General features: G+C 54.8%; 15 protein-coding genes. 4 read left to right on the top strand and 11 right to left on the bottom strand.

Annotated features, from left to right (window positions below; translation table 11 throughout):
* Positions 1–153 precede the first annotated feature (153 nt).
* The 10 genes from ATI45_RS17680 to ATI45_RS17725 form a co-directional block, all read right to left on the bottom strand.
* A complete protein-coding gene (locus tag ATI45_RS17680) occupies positions 154–702 on the bottom strand; it encodes a porin family protein (protein WP_179888108.1) in 549 nt (182 codons plus the stop codon).
* Between the two features lie 396 nt (positions 703–1098).
* Positions 1099–1536 carry a VOC family protein gene (locus ATI45_RS17685; protein WP_098420939.1) on the bottom strand — a complete coding sequence of 146 codons (438 nt, stop codon included), beginning with the start codon at positions 1534–1536 and terminating at the stop codon, positions 1099–1101.
* A gap of 190 nt (positions 1537–1726) precedes the next feature.
* Positions 1727–1993 (bottom strand): sulfurtransferase TusA family protein, encoded by a 267-nt coding sequence (locus ATI45_RS17690; protein WP_228706081.1) that lies wholly within the window; start codon positions 1991–1993, stop codon positions 1727–1729.
* A 99-nt stretch (positions 1994–2092) separates the two neighbouring features.
* Positions 2093–3265, bottom strand: a complete 1173-nt coding sequence (locus ATI45_RS17695; protein ID WP_098420941.1) for a formate dehydrogenase subunit gamma — start codon at positions 3263–3265, stop codon at positions 2093–2095.
* Positions 3266–3350: 85 nt separating this feature from the next.
* Positions 3351–3959 (bottom strand): formate dehydrogenase FDH3 subunit beta, encoded by a 609-nt coding sequence (gene fdh3B, locus ATI45_RS17700; RefSeq protein ID WP_044388059.1) that lies wholly within the window; start codon positions 3957–3959, stop codon positions 3351–3353.
* A 15-nt stretch (positions 3960–3974) separates the two neighbouring features.
* Complete coding sequence (locus ATI45_RS17705; RefSeq protein WP_098420942.1) at positions 3975–6860, bottom strand: formate dehydrogenase subunit alpha; 2886 nt, start codon at positions 6858–6860, stop codon at positions 3975–3977.
* An 88-nt stretch (positions 6861–6948) separates the two neighbouring features.
* Positions 6949–7137: a twin-arginine translocation signal domain-containing protein gene (locus ATI45_RS17710; protein ID WP_098420943.1), complete on the bottom strand. Its 189-nt coding sequence runs from the start codon at positions 7135–7137 to the stop codon at positions 6949–6951.
* A gap of 41 nt (positions 7138–7178) precedes the next feature.
* Positions 7179–7790 (bottom strand): TorD/DmsD family molecular chaperone, encoded by a 612-nt coding sequence (locus ATI45_RS17715; RefSeq protein WP_098420944.1) that lies wholly within the window; start codon positions 7788–7790, stop codon positions 7179–7181.
* An 89-nt stretch (positions 7791–7879) separates the two neighbouring features.
* Positions 7880–8551, bottom strand: a complete 672-nt coding sequence (locus ATI45_RS17720; RefSeq protein WP_098420945.1) for a DUF3306 domain-containing protein — start codon at positions 8549–8551, stop codon at positions 7880–7882.
* Positions 8551–9129 carry a DUF3305 domain-containing protein gene (locus ATI45_RS17725; protein WP_098420946.1) on the bottom strand — a complete coding sequence of 193 codons (579 nt, stop codon included), beginning with the start codon at positions 9127–9129 and terminating at the stop codon, positions 8551–8553. Before ATI45_RS17725 ends, ATI45_RS17720 begins: the two co-directional genes overlap by 1 nt.
* A 145-nt stretch (positions 9130–9274) precedes the next feature.
* On the opposite strand from ATI45_RS17725, the gene ATI45_RS17730 reads away from it, so the two are divergent.
* From ATI45_RS17730 to ATI45_RS17745, 4 genes are read left to right on the top strand one after another with little or no spacing between them, the layout of a single operon-like run.
* Positions 9275–11254 carry a 4Fe-4S binding protein gene (locus ATI45_RS17730; RefSeq protein ID WP_098420947.1) on the top strand — a complete coding sequence of 660 codons (1980 nt, stop codon included), beginning with the start codon at positions 9275–9277 and terminating at the stop codon, positions 11252–11254.
* 19 nt (positions 11255–11273) lie between these two features.
* A complete protein-coding gene (locus tag ATI45_RS17735; protein WP_098420948.1) occupies positions 11274–12119 on the top strand; it encodes an Mrp/NBP35 family ATP-binding protein in 846 nt (281 codons plus the stop codon).
* The gene (locus ATI45_RS17740; RefSeq protein WP_098420949.1) at positions 12116–12820 is read left to right on the top strand and encodes a biotin/lipoate--protein ligase family protein; all 705 of its coding nucleotides are present in this window, start codon (positions 12116–12118) and stop codon (positions 12818–12820) included. The genes ATI45_RS17735 and ATI45_RS17740 overlap by 4 nt, the downstream gene beginning before the upstream one ends.
* The gene (locus ATI45_RS17745; RefSeq protein WP_098420950.1) at positions 12817–13293 is read left to right on the top strand and encodes a DUF6505 family protein; all 477 of its coding nucleotides are present in this window, start codon (positions 12817–12819) and stop codon (positions 13291–13293) included. The genes ATI45_RS17740 and ATI45_RS17745 overlap by 4 nt, the downstream gene beginning before the upstream one ends.
* Before the next feature lie 16 nt (positions 13294–13309).
* Here the strand turns inward: ATI45_RS17745 and ATI45_RS17750 are convergent, their stop codons facing one another.
* Positions 13310–14557 carry a molybdopterin-binding protein gene (locus ATI45_RS17750; protein ID WP_098420951.1) on the bottom strand — a complete coding sequence of 416 codons (1248 nt, stop codon included), beginning with the start codon at positions 14555–14557 and terminating at the stop codon, positions 13310–13312.
* Positions 14558–14559: the final 2 nt, after the last annotated feature.

The following is a 14559-nucleotide window of genomic DNA, read 5'->3' on the forward strand; positions in this document are numbered from 1 at the left end:
GGCCAGTTCGCCCAGCCGTTGATCAATCTGCGCAACCAACACGAATACGCCCACGCGGATAACTATCGGCCAGGGCAGGCCAGCGCTTTACCGGGTGCCCGTGTGGAGGGGGGTTCATCCGCTCCCTCCCTGACGTGCTAGGGCATAGGAAACCTAAAACGCGGTGCTTGCGCCGACTGAGAAACCATCAATTTCTGTGCCGTCTTTATCGAACCACGACATGTATTCGACGTTGAGCGTAACTTGGTCGATCAGAGTGAAATCAACCCCAACGCCGAATGATGTGTCTGTTTCAGATTTTGATTCAGAAAAGCCCTGCGCGCTGTACGTTACTTGACCGCGAGTGACGCCAAAAACGGCGTACGGGTAGATTTGCTTTGTGATCGGGAAACCGCCACGGAGGTATGCACCAAACAGCGAATCGAGTTCGATATCGACGTCAGTACCAGTGATATTGACGGTGTCATCGCTAAAACCAAGTCCGGCACGAAGCTCACCCGACAGGTACTCATTGACCTGTGCCCCTAGGCGAAATGTCCCAGCAGTCAGCGAGGCATCGTCATTGATGCCATTTTCGTTATACTCTAGAAAGTTGAGATTGGCCCCGGCATATCCATTCTGGGCTTGAGCCGTTCCTGCTCCCAAAATAGTTGCTGAACCAATAACAAATGCTGAAATTAGTGATTTTTTAGTGTGATTCATGAATGCTCCGTGCGTTTTAGGTGTGCCAAATACTGTTTTAAACATTTAAAAAACAAAAATACTTTTTGATTGCCACCCGCAAGGGTTAATGGCAACAGGGAAAGGTAGCGAACAAGAAACAAATTAACAAGCTGTAGTGCAACAACTGCGGGGGTGTACGAGCAAGATATGATGACTGGACACTCCCGATACGCCAAAAAAATGAGTATTGAATTAGTTGCTTAAAGCAATATTATAACTAGATACGCTAATATCATAGCTACCGTTTGGGCTACTCGCGACAATACCCAAGCTTTAGGTAAAGTAACTCATTGCACTGACTGCTTCCGCAGATACAATATATTTTTGTAGCTGCGCTGGCCCTTGCAATGAGTCGTAAATATCTGCTTTAGATACTCAGTTTTTTCGGAATAGTTGGGCTTCGCGATCCTTGAAAGCTTTGAATTCCAGAGCGTTGCCAGACGGATCGTAAAAGAACATGGTGGCTTGCTCTCCCGGCTCACCCTTGAAGCGTATGTAGGGCTCAATTTCGAAAGCCACTCCGTGCTCACGTAGTTTTGCAGATAGGTTGTTCCATGCAGCCATTTCCAGAACCACCCCGAAGTGTGGAACGGGCACGCCGTGGCCGTCTACAGGGTTTTTATGACTGCTTGCAGGTTGCTCTTTTAGTGCAGGGTTGAGATGACAAACAAACTGATGACCGTACAGATCGAAGTCGACCCAGCTGTCGGATGAGCGGCCTTCAGGGCAGCCTAAAAAATCGCCATAGAATCGGCGAGCTTCGTCTATATCCCGAACTTGTATGGCGAGATGAAATGGATCTTGCACGGCCATAATGTGTGTCCCCAGTATGATAAGTATGAAATGAATGACTAAATGTCGCTACGCATTATGTATGGAATTAAAACAGACAATCGTATTCGTAGCACATTATCTGCCGTTTTTGCCACAGCGGCACTGCTAGCGCTAGGGTTAGTGCGTGCTGAAAATGAAATCAGTACGACGTCCATCTCTCGAACGCCAACTAGGCTAAACAGATACGATATCGGATGACACCGACATCCTCTTCGCGAATCCACTCAATCCTGTGTCCGGTCAGCTTACACAGCGTCTGTAAGTCCCGTCGACCGCTGGGGTCATCGGTCAGAAACTCTATCTGCGTGCCGCTGGGCAAACCCTGAGTGCGTTTTTTAAAACGCAAGATGGGAAGAGGGCACACCAGACCGATGGCATCGATTTGGAGTACCTCTTGATATAGCTCTGATTGATCATTCAAGCCGTACGCTCTCACTGCTGTATTGCTCGGCAGAAGACCACCCGAACTGATCCAGAACTACAGGGGCGAGAGAGGCGATGACTAGGGCTGCAACAAATGCGAAAATCATGACTTTCACGATGATTCTCCTTTGCCTTGTTTAGCTTCGACCTCAGCGACCCACAGATCGTGGTGCTGACGCGCCCACTCCACATCAACCTGACCGTTGCCCATGGCATCGAAGGCACCTTCCATACCGACTGAACCGATATAAATATGTGCCATTATCGCGACCATCATTACGAACGCGACAACCGAATGCCAGATGTTGGCATACTGCATCTCCTCGTGCGGTGCCAACACTGTGGGGAAGTCTGTTCCCAGAATGCTGTTCACGAAGGCAAAAGTATCGGCGAACATAAAAATTTCAAACGGGAACAACAGAGACAGGCCTGACAAAGACACTGAGAAACCCAGCACCATCACAGTCCAGAAAACAATTTTCTGCCCGGCGTTGAACTTTTTTGCTGAAGGATGAGCTTTGGTAAAAATACCGCCGCCCGCCTTAAGCCAGTGCCAGTCCAGCTTGTTGGGGATGTTGTGCGCCACCCACATAACGAAGGTCATCACCAGGCCCAACATAAAAGCCCATGCAATGTTGTTGTGAATCCACTTGGAGCCGATCGCCAGAGTCGAAAAGGCTTCAGGCCCTATAACAGGGATCAGGAAACTGCGCCCCATTAGGGTCAGCAGGCCCGTAATACCCAATGCGACAAACGAGCCCGACAACAACCAATGGCCAAACCGTTCGATGGCTTTGAATCGTTCGATCTTGGTGCCCGCAGGGCCACCGTCGATCATGATTTTTCCGCGCGCAAAGTAGAACACCACAAGCAGCAGAATGGTGCCTAACAGTGCGCCACCGCCGTAGGTAATGATCGGTCCTTCACGCAGCTTATACCAGGGCATGCCTCCGTCCTGGATCAGGACGTCAACCGCAGGCCCCCGGACCTGCGTGCTGGAGTCAATCTCGTTGTAACGAATGCCGCGCCAGATGTCGGCATCAGAGCGCCCTCCCAGAGTCCCCAGACGTTCAGTGATCGCATTCGCATTGGCGGGGTCGCCCAAGTTGTCAGACCGAAAGCTGCTGTCAACCTCCAACTTATTCTGACGGGCCATAATATCTTCGAGAGTTTGAGCACCCCCGGTACTGCTTCGATCAACCCCGGGGGCCTCTTCCGCCCAGACAGTGTTGATGAAAAGGGTTGCCAGCGTAAAGATGGCGGCACCCAATGTTTTAAATTTCATGAGAGCACTCCAGCGGAACGAACAAAAAGAATTTTGTGCCTTAAACAATTCCGGGGCCCGAGGGCCCCGGAGCAGTCGGGCGGGCTTACGCGCCCTTCTTCTCGTAGGCCGTGCCCCATCCCCAGGCGCCTGAACCGAAACCACGGTTCACTACACGCTGACGATAGATGTCCGACACCTCGTTGCCATCACCGGCCAACAGGGCTTTGGTCGAGCACATTTCCGCACAGATCGGCAGTTTGCCTTCTGCAATACGGTTACGACCGTACTTGTTGAACTCGGCTGTTGAGTTGTCTTCTTCAGGACCGCCTGCACAGAACGTGCATTTGTCCATCTTGCCCCGGCTGCCAAAGTTGCCCGCTTGGGGGAACTGGGGCGCGCCGAAGGGGCAAGCATAAAAACAATACCCACAACCGATACACAGGTCTTTGGAGTGCAGCACTATTCCGTCTTCAGTCTGGTAGAAGCAGTCTGTGGGACAAACGGCCATACAAGGCGCGTCTGAACAGTGCATGCAAGCTACCGAGATTGAACGCTCGCCAGGTTTACCATCTTCGATGGTGACGACGCGGCGACGGTTGATGCCCCAGGGCACCTCGTGCTCATTTTTACAGGCCGTTACGCAAGCATTACATTCAATGCAGCGTTCGGCGTCACAGAGGAATTTTGCGCGTGCTTGTCCTTCAAGAGCCATTTTCTACACCTCTTATTATGCTGGCATAATCGAACATAGGGTGGCTTTGGTCTCTTGCATCTGCGTGACCGAGTCATACCCGTATGTTTGAATTGTGTTCGTGGATTCGCCCAAAACAATTGGATCGGCGCCTTTGGGATACTTGTCCCTCAGGTCTTTACCCTCCAAATGTCCGCCGAAATGGAATGGCATAAAGGCCACGCCTTCGCCAACACGCTCGGTGATCATTGCTTTTACCTTGATGCGTCCGCCTTCGGGGCCAGAAACCCAGACATCCTTGCCGTCGCGAACGTTCAGGTTATTCGCGTCTCGGGTGTTTATCTCGATGAACATGTCCTGCTGCAGCTCTGCCAGCCAGGGGTTTGAACGCGACTCGTCACCACCACCTTCATATTCAACCAAACGGCCTGAAGTCAGAATGATGGGGAAGTCTTTGCTGAAGTCCTTCTTCTGAATGGATTCATACAAAGTCGGAACACGCCAGAATTGCTTGTCGGCATACGTCGGATAATCCACGACCAGATCGCGACGGGTCGTGTACAGCGGTTCGCGATGGACCGGCACGGGGTCCGGGAAGTTCCAGACAATCGCGCGCGCTTTGGCGTTACCAAAGGGTGCGCACTCGTGCTTGATCGCGACACGCTGAATGCCGCCTGACAGGTCGGTTTTCCAATTGGTCTCGGGGCCTGCAAACGCGTCAATGCTGGCGCGCTCTTCGGCCGTCAGATCTCCATCCCAGCCCAGGTCCATCAACATCTGCATGGTGAACTCGGGGTACCCGTCTTTAATCTCTGAGTTTTTCGAGTAAACGCCGTCGGCAAGCAAGCTTACACCGTCGCGCTCAACACCAAATCTGGCGCGGAAGGTAAGACCGCCTTCGGACACCGGCAACGACATGTCGTACAGGTTCGGTGTGCCCGGATGGTTCATCTCGGGAGTTCCCCAGCACGGCCAGGGCATACCGTAGATGTCTCCGTCACAGGGCCCGCCAACTGCGCGCAGCGTGGTTCTGTCGAAGTGGTGCTGGTAAGCCATATGCTTTTTCATGCGCTCAGGGGACTGGCCAGTGTAGCCAATGGTCCACATACCACGGTTGAATTCGCGAGTGATGTCCTCGGTAACCGGGATGTCGCCTTCCAGAGCGATGTTGCGGAGCATGCGCTCGGTGAAACCGAACTTGTCAGATAGCAATTTGATGATTTCGTGGTCGACCTTCGAGTCAAACAATGGCTCGACGATTTTTTCACGCCACTGGAGCGAACGGTTGGAGGCGGTTACTGAACCTGAGTTCTCGAACTGGGTGGTCGAGGGCAGCAGGTAAACGCCGTCTTTGCGATCGTGCAGCACGGCTGAAACGGTAGGGAAGGGATCCACTACGACCAAAAGGTCGAGCTTTTCCATGGCTTCCTTCATTTCCAGCATACGGGTCTGGGAGTTGGGCGCGTGGCCCCACAGAACCATAGCGCGGGTGTTATCGGGCTGATCTATGTTTTCCTTGGCTTCCAGAACGCCATCGATCCAGCGAGATACGGGAATGCCCTTCTCATTCATCATGGCGAGGGTCTTGCCGTTTTTATCGAATGAGGTAAAACGACTCTTCATCCAATCCAGATCTTCGTCCCACACGCGTGCCCAGTGAGCCCAGGCGCCCGCTGTCAGGCCGTAGTAGCCGGGCAATGTGTCAGCCAGGACACCTAGGTCAGTGGCGCCCTGAACGTTACAGTGTCCGCGGAAAATATTGGTACCGCCGCCGGAGACACCCATATTGCCCAGCGCCAGCTGCAAGATGCAGTACGCACGGGTATTGTTGTTACCGTTGGTGTGCTGGGTACCACCCATACACCAGATAACGGTACCCGGACGGTTGTTAGCCAGAGTGCGCGCGACGCGTTCGAGTTGAGCACCCGGAGCACCGGTAACGCGCTCGACTTCCGCAGGATCCCAGCGCGCGACCTCTTCACGGATTTCGTCCATGCCGTAAACTCGGGTGCGAATGAATTCTTTGTCTTCCCAGCGGTTTTCAAAAATATGCCACAAGATGCCCCATACCAGAGCAACGTCTGAACCCGGGCGGAAACGCACGTACTCGTCAGCATGCGCTGCGGTGCGTGTGAAGCGCGGATCACAAACAATGACCGGCGCGTTGTTCTCTTCTTTGGCTTTCAGAATGTGCAGCAGTGACACCGGGTGTGCCTCTGCAGGGTTACCCCCAATCAGGAAGATCGCTTTCGACTTGTGGATGTCGTTGTACGAGTTGGTCATCGCACCGTAGCCCCATGTATTGGCTACGCCGGCTACCGTCGTTGAGTGACAGATACGGGCTTGGTGATCGACGTTATTGGTGCCCCAGTAGGCCGCAAACTTACGAAACAGGTAGGCCTGTTCGTTCGAGAACTTCGCACTGCCCAACCAGTAAACCGAGTCAGGGCCGCTCTCTTCGCGGATTTGCAACATCTTGTCGCCGATTTCGTTGATCGCCTGTTGCCAGGAGATCTTTTGCCACTGACCGTCTACCATTTTCGTGGGATATTTCAAACGACGGTCATTATGGGCGCTTTCACGCACCGCGGCGCCTTTAGCGCAGTGGGCGCCAAGGTTGAAAGGGCTGTCCCAGCCGGGTTCTTGGCCAGTCCATACGCCATTTTGAACTTCAGCCTCGACCGTACAACCGACCGAGCAATGCGTACACACCGATTTTTTGCGGACTACTTCGCCACCTGCCGACGACGGGGTAGCAGCCTGAACGCGCGTAGACGTTAGCGACAAAGCCGCCAGTCCACCCACTGCGACACCGGAAGCAGTCAAAAAGCCACGGCGGTCCATCGTTTTTGCAGCGAGGGATGAAAGTAAAGATCCTGTACGGGAGCCCTTCGCTACCCCGTTGGTTTTCTTTCTTAACATATCAAGATACCTCTGTTTTTCTTATTCTCGTTTTCTGGAAATGCGACTATTCAAGAGCATCACGCAATCCTGAATGAGTCACGCTCCCTTAAAAGCGAGCCGATTCGAAATATTTACGTGTGTGCTCAGTGTCACGAAGACCACTGCTTTTCGGGACGTCTTTTACAACCTTGGCTGCGGCATTCGGTGCAACGACGACTGCAACCGCCGCCGGAACTGCAATTGCCGCCATGCGCAAGAAGCTGCGACGGCTGTTTCCATGCTTTTGGTCGTCCATAGGACACCTCCACCTGAGTTAAGGGATCGGATCGATCCGCGTTACTGAATTGCAAACCCCTCAGCCTCTACTGCCATGAAAGCCCGACCAAGCGTGCCTACGGGAGTGTAGAAGATCGCAGTTTGCGCTTTCTCTAGATCGGTAAAAAATAACGCTGCCCATTTTGCAAGGTGCGCGTCAAAAAAGGTTTTTTGTGAGGGCAAATCGCTATCGCACGGGAATTCGCCGGTAATAATGCCCGCCATGATTTCACACAGCGTGCCTATATGATCTTCAGGTTCTTTGACGTCCGCATTGGCTTTGATACCCCGGGCCATCAGGTCGCTACGCAGGTCCGCAAGGGGCTTCTCGTTTAAAAATCCGGTCAGGTAATAACTGGCGTAAGGCAGAAGTTCGCCACGGCCGAGTCCAACGAAAAGGCTGTTGTATTCCCTTTCGGCGTCATTGAGCGCGGTACGCTCGGCAAGAGCAGCGAGATTCTTAGAGGCGGATCCAAGAGGGGTGGCGTCACCCTCTAAAGATGCCAGTCCACGAAGCAATTCGTCCGAAGGCGGGCCGCCTAGTAGGACGCTCAGCAACTGATATATTTGGGCGCGCGCGCGATCTTCGTCGCTGATCGAGCGAGGGCACTGAACTTCAGCTGTGTTGGTCAAATCTTTGTCCTTGGAGTTATTGTTTGACGGCTACATTAAATGTTAGTTATATAACCGATTGGCTTTTCGCGCAACTTTGTCTACAAACGCTAATGTTCAAAACGCATCCGGGGGCGATAGCGCGGCGCAGGTTCCGCGTCAGCTTCGGTCACTTTCACCTCAGCCTCAGCCTCAGTCATTTTTGCTTCAGCCTCGATAAAGTTCGCCTCAGCCTTTATAACGGGAGGTTCGAAATGGTGAATGGTGGGCAAGGAATCAGCAGCGATTTCGGGCTTTGCTGTTTCGGCACCCAGTTCTGGGGCGACCGCGGGGGCAACGGTTTCCAGCGCCTCGACCTGAGTCTCAGCTGGCACATCCGTTTTTTTGGTTTTATCGATTAGACCTTGGCCCACCTTATACAAAGTTTTTACGGCGGTGCCTGCAGTGGCGGCATCCGTAAAATCTTCGTCGTAATCATTAAGCCCGTCCAGTACCGCCAGCACCGGGTTGGACTTCCAAAGCGCGCGAAGGGCCTTGCGGCGCAGAAGTTCAGGAATCTCTTTCCGCATAAACCCTGTAATGTCTGTGCCCAGCTCGATAGCGTCGGGGTCAGGCAAATCGTACTTCTCTAACACGTCAAGCTCGGGCATGGCCTCATTAACGGCAAGCTCCTGTTCTTCGGGCGACAGTTCGGACTCAACCGTCGACGCGGGAGCGAGTTCAGCTTCTTTGCCGGCTTTGGTTTTTTTGCGTGACCAACGCTGTAAACGTGACTCAGTCATTAGTGAACTCTTGGCTTTTTAATGTGGGAGGGTGCGCGGAAAACGTCGCTCTGTTGGGGAATACGTGCATCGCCTTTGCCATCCTGGATGCCATCAACCCGGTGTTTGTCGCGACGGCGTTTCTTGAACGGCTCTTCGATGTAGTGCATCTGGATAAACTCGTCGATCCAGGCTGCAAGAGACTCGGGAATAGGCACGGCCTCGACGATGCTTTCACCACTTTCCAGGGAATCCAGAGCTTCGAAGGCACTCGCCGTGATGGTACTAACGAACCAGCCTGATGGGGACTGATTGCTTTCATCACGATCCATTATGATCCACACCGAAGGCACAGCCATATTCAGGGAAACGAGATAAGACTCCACATCGGCGCGAAATAATTCCATTGTGACCGTGCCAGCGTGGTAGTCGACCACCTCGCCGTCGCGTACCAACTCTTTCCAGAACGCCTCCGGTGCGCCCGGTATCACAGCCACTGGCTTCCAGACTTCCCGCGCCCACCGTGTCACGCCGGGCGTCCGGCGAACCAAAGCGCCGACCGTTAATTCGCGTTTCCAATTATCTGCACGATTGTTCATAGTTGCTCTCTTTTTGGTGAACGCTAGCAGAACCCAAACAAATACTCCATTAACCAACTGTGCAATGACAAGTAGCTGTGGCATGCTCGGCAATAGGCAGAGACAACGTATTCGCACAAAAACAACCAAACGGGTCACAACTCCGATGACGGCACATAAAACCCTTCTGTTATGCACCTGCGATAAAACCCAGTCTTTTAACCCCGAGCTACTGCAGAAGGCCGCGGCAGCTGAGCAGGTGATTGCAGTGGACCAACTGTGCGGCAAAAATATGAGAATTGCCGCCGAACACTTGGGTGGCAGTAACGAGTTGCTCATTGCTTGTGGCCAACAGGCTCCCCTGTTCGAGCGTTTAGGCGAGGATGTGCAAGCTGAAACTCAGCATTGCGCGCCGTTCAGCACCATCGACATTCGGGATCGCGCTGGCTGGGGTTCAGCAAACGCAAAGTCCAAGCGCTTGCACGCCAAGCAAGCGGCTTTGATCGCTGCGGCCCAGCTCCCGGCTCCCATGGTGCCCGTGAAAAGCATTCAGTCCAGCGGCGTGTGTTGCATTGTCGGCCCTACCGAGCAGGCCATCAGAATGGCCGAGCTGGTACAGGACGAGCTCGGCGTCACATGCATTGTTAATGATGCGGGCCCAATACAGCTGCCTTCTGCCGGTTACAACGTGGCTAAAGGTCAACTGACAGCTGCACAGGGCGCGCTCGGTTGCTTTAAGCTGGAGTTTGTTCAGCTGCAGACCCTGAATCTCTCGGGTCGCGGCGCCCTCGATTATGGCGAGGCTGAAGCCACCGCCCGTAGTGAGTGCGACGTGTTTATTGACCTGCGTGGTGGCGCGCCGGCGTTTCCCAGTTATCAAAAACGCAACGGCTACTTTTGGGCCGACCCGACCAAAACCGGAGAGTTAGAGCGTATCGCTTTGACGGCCAGGGATCGGGTCGGTGAGTTCGAGAAATCCGTTTATTTCAAGCTGGAAGCCTCCCTGTGCGCGCACTCCCGGGCGAATCAGCCCGGTTGCACCCGCTGTCTGGACGTTTGCTCCACCGAGGCGATTTTTTCCGCCGGGGACCACGTAGAAATCAATTCGGATATTTGCGCCGGCTGCGGCTCCTGCGCGGCGGTTTGCCCGACGTCAGCTGTAACCATGAACGAAACCCCCTTCGAAGCCCTGACCCAAGTTATAGCGGTTATGGCGAAGGTCTATCGCGAGCATACCGACGAGGCCCCGCGCCTTGTTTTTCACACGTTGAGCGCTGGTGCTGACGCCATTGCCTTTTTAGCACGATATTACGATGGGGTGGCAGACGACCTGATTCCGCTGGGCTTGGAGCATGTCGACCGTATCGGCCATGCTGAGATAATGGCGGCGCTTGGCGCGGGCTACGCCGAAGTTCTGATACTGGCGGACAACAAGACAGACCGTCTGGCACTTAGCGCTGAAGTTGAGTTGGCCCAGGCTATGCTCAGCGGTACCAAAAACTCCCCCAGCCGAGTCCGTGTGATCGCAGCCGAGGAACTTGGCGAGGCTGGAGACAACACCGGGCGAGTGAGCGAGCCGGTTTTACTGGTCGGCGGTCGCCGTGACATCACGCGGGTTACCGCCGCCGCAATGGCAGACAGGATCGAAGCGCCGATTGCCCTGCCAGTGGGTGCACCCTACGGCGCAATCGAGATCAATTCCGACAAGTGCACGCTCTGCCTGGCCTGCGTATCGCTCTGTCCCACTGGCGCCCTGGGCGACCATCCGGACCGGCCAGAGGTTCAGTTCACGGAAAACGCCTGTGTTCAATGCGGCGTCTGTGAAAGCACTTGCCCCGAAACGGCCATCATTCTGAAGCCCAGACTGGATCTGTCGAAAGATGCGCTGATCCCAAGAGCATTGCATGGCGAGGATCCTTTCGAGTGCATAGGTTGTGGTATTCCCTTTGGCGTTGCCAGCACCATCAACCGGATTGTTGAGAAGCTGGAGAGCAAACACTGGATGTATACCAACACGGATAATGTTCAACTGATCAAGATGTGTAACGACTGTCGGGTTAAAGCTCAATTCCACGGTGATAACTCGCCCATGGCGATGGGCGAACGCCCCCACATTCGCACCAGCGACGACTACCTAGACAGCTAAAAATCAATCAGGACACAACATGGTTCAATACACTGAAGTAGGCAACCCCGGCTTGATTGCATCCGATGCGCCCCGGCCAAAGGACAAAAATCCGGAGGGGATTGATCGCATCATTGCTATTTCCTCGGGCAAAGGCGGCGTAGGCAAGTCGACAGTGGCGTCTAATCTGGCCGTCGCGCTAGCTTCAAAAGGCCTTAAAGTGGGCTTGTTAGACGCCGACGTCTATGGCCCCAGCCAGCCCCGCATGCTGGGTGTTTCGGGGCGCCCTTCCAGCCCTGACGGGCATACCATACTGCCCCTGCGCAACCACGGTGTGACACTGATGTCCCTGGGCCTGATGACTCCGGATGGCGAGGCCATTATCTGGCGCGGTCCGATGCTGATGGGTGCCCTGGAGCAGATGATGAACCAGGTGGACTGGGGCAGGCTGGACGTGCTGCTGGTGGATCTTCCGCCGGGCACCGGTGACGTCCAGATGACCCTGAGCCAGAAATTCTTTGTTGCGGGTGCCATTGTGGTCTCGACACCTCAGGACATTGCTCTGATGGACGCGCGCAAAGGCATTGATATGTTCAACCGGATGGACGTGCCACTGCTTGGCGTAATTGAAAACATGGCGTCCTTTGTCTGCGACGGCTGTGGTAAAGAGCATCACCCCTTCGGATCCGGCGGCGCCCGGGCTGAGGCAAAAAAGATTGGAGCGCCCTTTTTAGGAGAAATCCCGCTCGACCTGGATATACGTATCGGTTCGGACGGCGGGGTTCCAATTGTGGTGTCAAAGCCGGAAAGCCCGCAGGCTCAAACTTTCCAGCGCATCGCGGATGAAATTATCGCCTCTGACGTTTACGTCCAGGCCACGCGATGAGCGATTCACCTCAATTCCCGCCGCTATTCTCTGGCGAAGTGGTTGCCAAACACACAGATCCGTTTGATAAGGCCGTCAGCCGAGCCATCGCGGGAGTCGATTCAGGCACGATTTTTTACTCCAATGGGGTCGAGACCTTGCGTGCGGCTCTGGTGCTGGCGCCGGAAACACCTTTGGAAGATGCTATTCAAGCGGTCTACGTTGCCCAAATAGGTTTGGCTGAAAGCCTGGGCGCACTGGCGCCGCCGGAAGTGCCTGTGCACTTTGAATGGCCTGATCGCATCAAGGTTAATGGCGCGGTTTGCGGTGGGGTCCGTTTTGCAGCGGACGTGTCAGATCCCAAGGCGTACCCTAAATGGCTAGTCATCGGCATTCATGTGGCCTTCAAGGCTTTGAACGATGAGCCCGGCAAAAATCCGAATGTAACCTGTCTGCAAGAGGAAGGTTGCGTCGAGATCACCCCCATGGCGCTGCTGGAAAGCTGGTCCAAACACACCCTGTTGTGGCTGACCCACTTTATGGATAGCGGATTCGAGCGTGTACACAAAGAGTGGCGGCCACGCTGCGACACCCTGGGCGAAACGATTAGCTACCCAAAGCCCGGTGTCTTTTTCGGACTGGATGAAAAAGGCCGGATGCTATTGCGACAGGATGTCATGACCGAGACACTGAGTTTGATTGAATTCGCGGAGCACACATGAAACTGGCCCGAACCCTGCGCCTGGATATATCTGACCAAAACGTATTTGCATTGCCGGCGCCCAGCGGCGAATGGGCAATCTCGGGCGGATTTGAATTTTCCAACTGGACCGAAGCCGATCTGAAGGGTAAGGCTCGTCAGGCCTTCAGTAACGGTTGGTACAGCATAGAATCGGGTGGGCGCGCCAGTTTTGTGGGTGTTTGCAGCATCACTGAAGCCGAGTTGGAGCAGTTGCGCACAACTCTGGCGATAACGTTTGTTGAGCTTTACGGCGCGCCGGATGTTGAGGCTGCCTACCCCTTCGCCTGCGAAGAAATCGACCAGATGCGCAGCATGTGCGAGGACTTTGAGGACAACACCCTGATGATGGTCAGCCGCACTCTGACAGAGTTGGGTGTTGAGGAGACCTATCACACCCGAGCACCGCAAGATGCTTCGCTAGAAGCCTTTGCTGTCCATGGCGGTTACGAGTAATTATGCTTGGAAGGCGTTACAGTCCGAAGCTGGCATAGGGAATAAACTTCACGGGTGTTCCCGGCTCTATCTGTTGGGCGCTGTCGTCCAAATCCACTAAACCGTCAGACCAGGCCAAGCCGGTAACCCGGCCCGAGCCTTCAGAGCCGAATGCCTCAACCTGCCCATTACGAACCCGAGCGCGCAACATCTCGTTGCGCCCTGGCTTCTTGTTCTTGTGAAAGTTGGCGGGAACCATATAGCCTTGGGGTTCGAACCATTCTCCCCCTGCCAACAGTGCCATCGCAGGTGCGCCAAAGCACAGCGCGCAAACCCAGGCTGCAACCGGATTCCCCGGTAAACCCACCACCGGCGTGCCCTGGAACATGGCCAGCGCCAGGGGGCGGCCCGGTTTAATCGCAATGCGCCAATTACTGATTTCACCATGGGCTTTCAGTGTTTTCGACACATGGTCCTCGTCCCCTGCGGAAATGCCTCCACTGGTCAGGATCAAGTCACACTGATCAGCTCCGCGCTCTAAAGCCGCTTTGACGTCTTCGGCCCGGTCCAGCACGTGGCCCAGGTCCACCAGCTGATAGCCAAGCTGCGCTACCAGAGCGCTGAGCATCGGGCGATTTGCATCGTAAATCTGCCAATCGGTGACTGCCGAGCCGACCGGTTTTACCTCATCACCCGTGGACAGGACTCCGACGCGAAGCCGCTGATAGACATCGGCCGACTCGACACCAACACTGGCAAGGACTGAAATCTGGGTAGGCGTCAGGCGGGTACCTGCCGTGAGAATCCGATCCTGTGCCTTGATGTCTTCACCGGCCTTACGCTGGTTGGCTCCCGCTTTTAACGTGCCGTTCAAATGTAGCTGATCACCGACGACTTCGCAGTCCTCTTCCAGAACCACCGTATCCGTGCCGGCCGGTATCACGGCGCCGGTTAGAATCCGAATAGCGTGCCCCTCAGGTACATGTTCCCTGTAAGGCTCCCCGGCGGCACTTCGGCCATCAATCAAAGGCAGGGCGCAAGGCACCTCGGTTAAAGGCCCTGCAAACGCATAGCCATCGACCGCAGAGTTGCTGCTGGGGGGGTGAGCGCGAGGCGCATAGACATCGCTCGCCAGTATCCGGCCGTTCACCTGCGACAGCGGGACAGCGTGATCCACGCCGACCACTGGATGTAAGCGGGACCGTAACCGCTGCAAGGCCTCGTCTACCGGTGTCCAGTTCACCCCGGGGGGCAGGGCAAAGCAGTCGTTACGAAGCGGGTTCATGG

It is taken from the genome of Marinobacter sp. LV10MA510-1 (assembly GCF_002563885.1).
GTDB lineage: Bacteria > Pseudomonadota > Gammaproteobacteria > Pseudomonadales > Oleiphilaceae > Marinobacter.

Excerpts from the sequence above, each read along its gene's own strand:
- ATI45_RS17680 (WP_179888108.1), bottom strand. The coding sequence starts at position 702 with ATGAATCACACTAAAAAATCACTAATTTCAGCATTTGTTATTGGTTCA.
- ATI45_RS17685 (WP_098420939.1), bottom strand. The coding sequence starts at position 1,536 with ATGGCCGTGCAAGATCCATTTCATCTCGCCATACAAGTTCGGGATATA.
- ATI45_RS17695 (WP_098420941.1), bottom strand. The coding sequence starts at position 3,265 with ATGAAATTTAAAACATTGGGTGCCGCCATCTTTACGCTGGCAACCCTT.
- fdh3B (WP_044388059.1), bottom strand. The coding sequence starts at position 3,959 with ATGGCTCTTGAAGGACAAGCACGCGCAAAATTCCTCTGTGACGCCGAA.
- ATI45_RS17705 (WP_098420942.1), bottom strand. The coding sequence starts at position 6,860 with ATGTTAAGAAAGAAAACCAACGGGGTAGCGAAGGGCTCCCGTACAGGA.
- ATI45_RS17710 (WP_098420943.1), bottom strand. The coding sequence starts at position 7,137 with ATGGACGACCAAAAGCATGGAAACAGCCGTCGCAGCTTCTTGCGCATG.
- ATI45_RS17720 (WP_098420945.1), bottom strand. The coding sequence starts at position 8,551 with ATGACTGAGTCACGTTTACAGCGTTGGTCACGCAAAAAAACCAAAGCC.
- ATI45_RS17725 (WP_098420946.1), bottom strand. The coding sequence starts at position 9,129 with ATGAACAATCGTGCAGATAATTGGAAACGCGAATTAACGGTCGGCGCT.
- ATI45_RS17730 (WP_098420947.1), top strand. The coding sequence starts at position 9,275 with ATGACGGCACATAAAACCCTTCTGTTATGCACCTGCGATAAAACCCAG.
- ATI45_RS17735 (WP_098420948.1), top strand. The coding sequence starts at position 11,274 with ATGGTTCAATACACTGAAGTAGGCAACCCCGGCTTGATTGCATCCGAT.
- ATI45_RS17740 (WP_098420949.1), top strand. The coding sequence starts at position 12,116 with ATGAGCGATTCACCTCAATTCCCGCCGCTATTCTCTGGCGAAGTGGTT.
- ATI45_RS17745 (WP_098420950.1), top strand. The coding sequence starts at position 12,817 with ATGAAACTGGCCCGAACCCTGCGCCTGGATATATCTGACCAAAACGTA.
- ATI45_RS17750 (WP_098420951.1), bottom strand. The coding sequence starts at position 14,557 with ATGAACCCGCTTCGTAACGACTGCTTTGCCCTGCCCCCCGGGGTGAAC.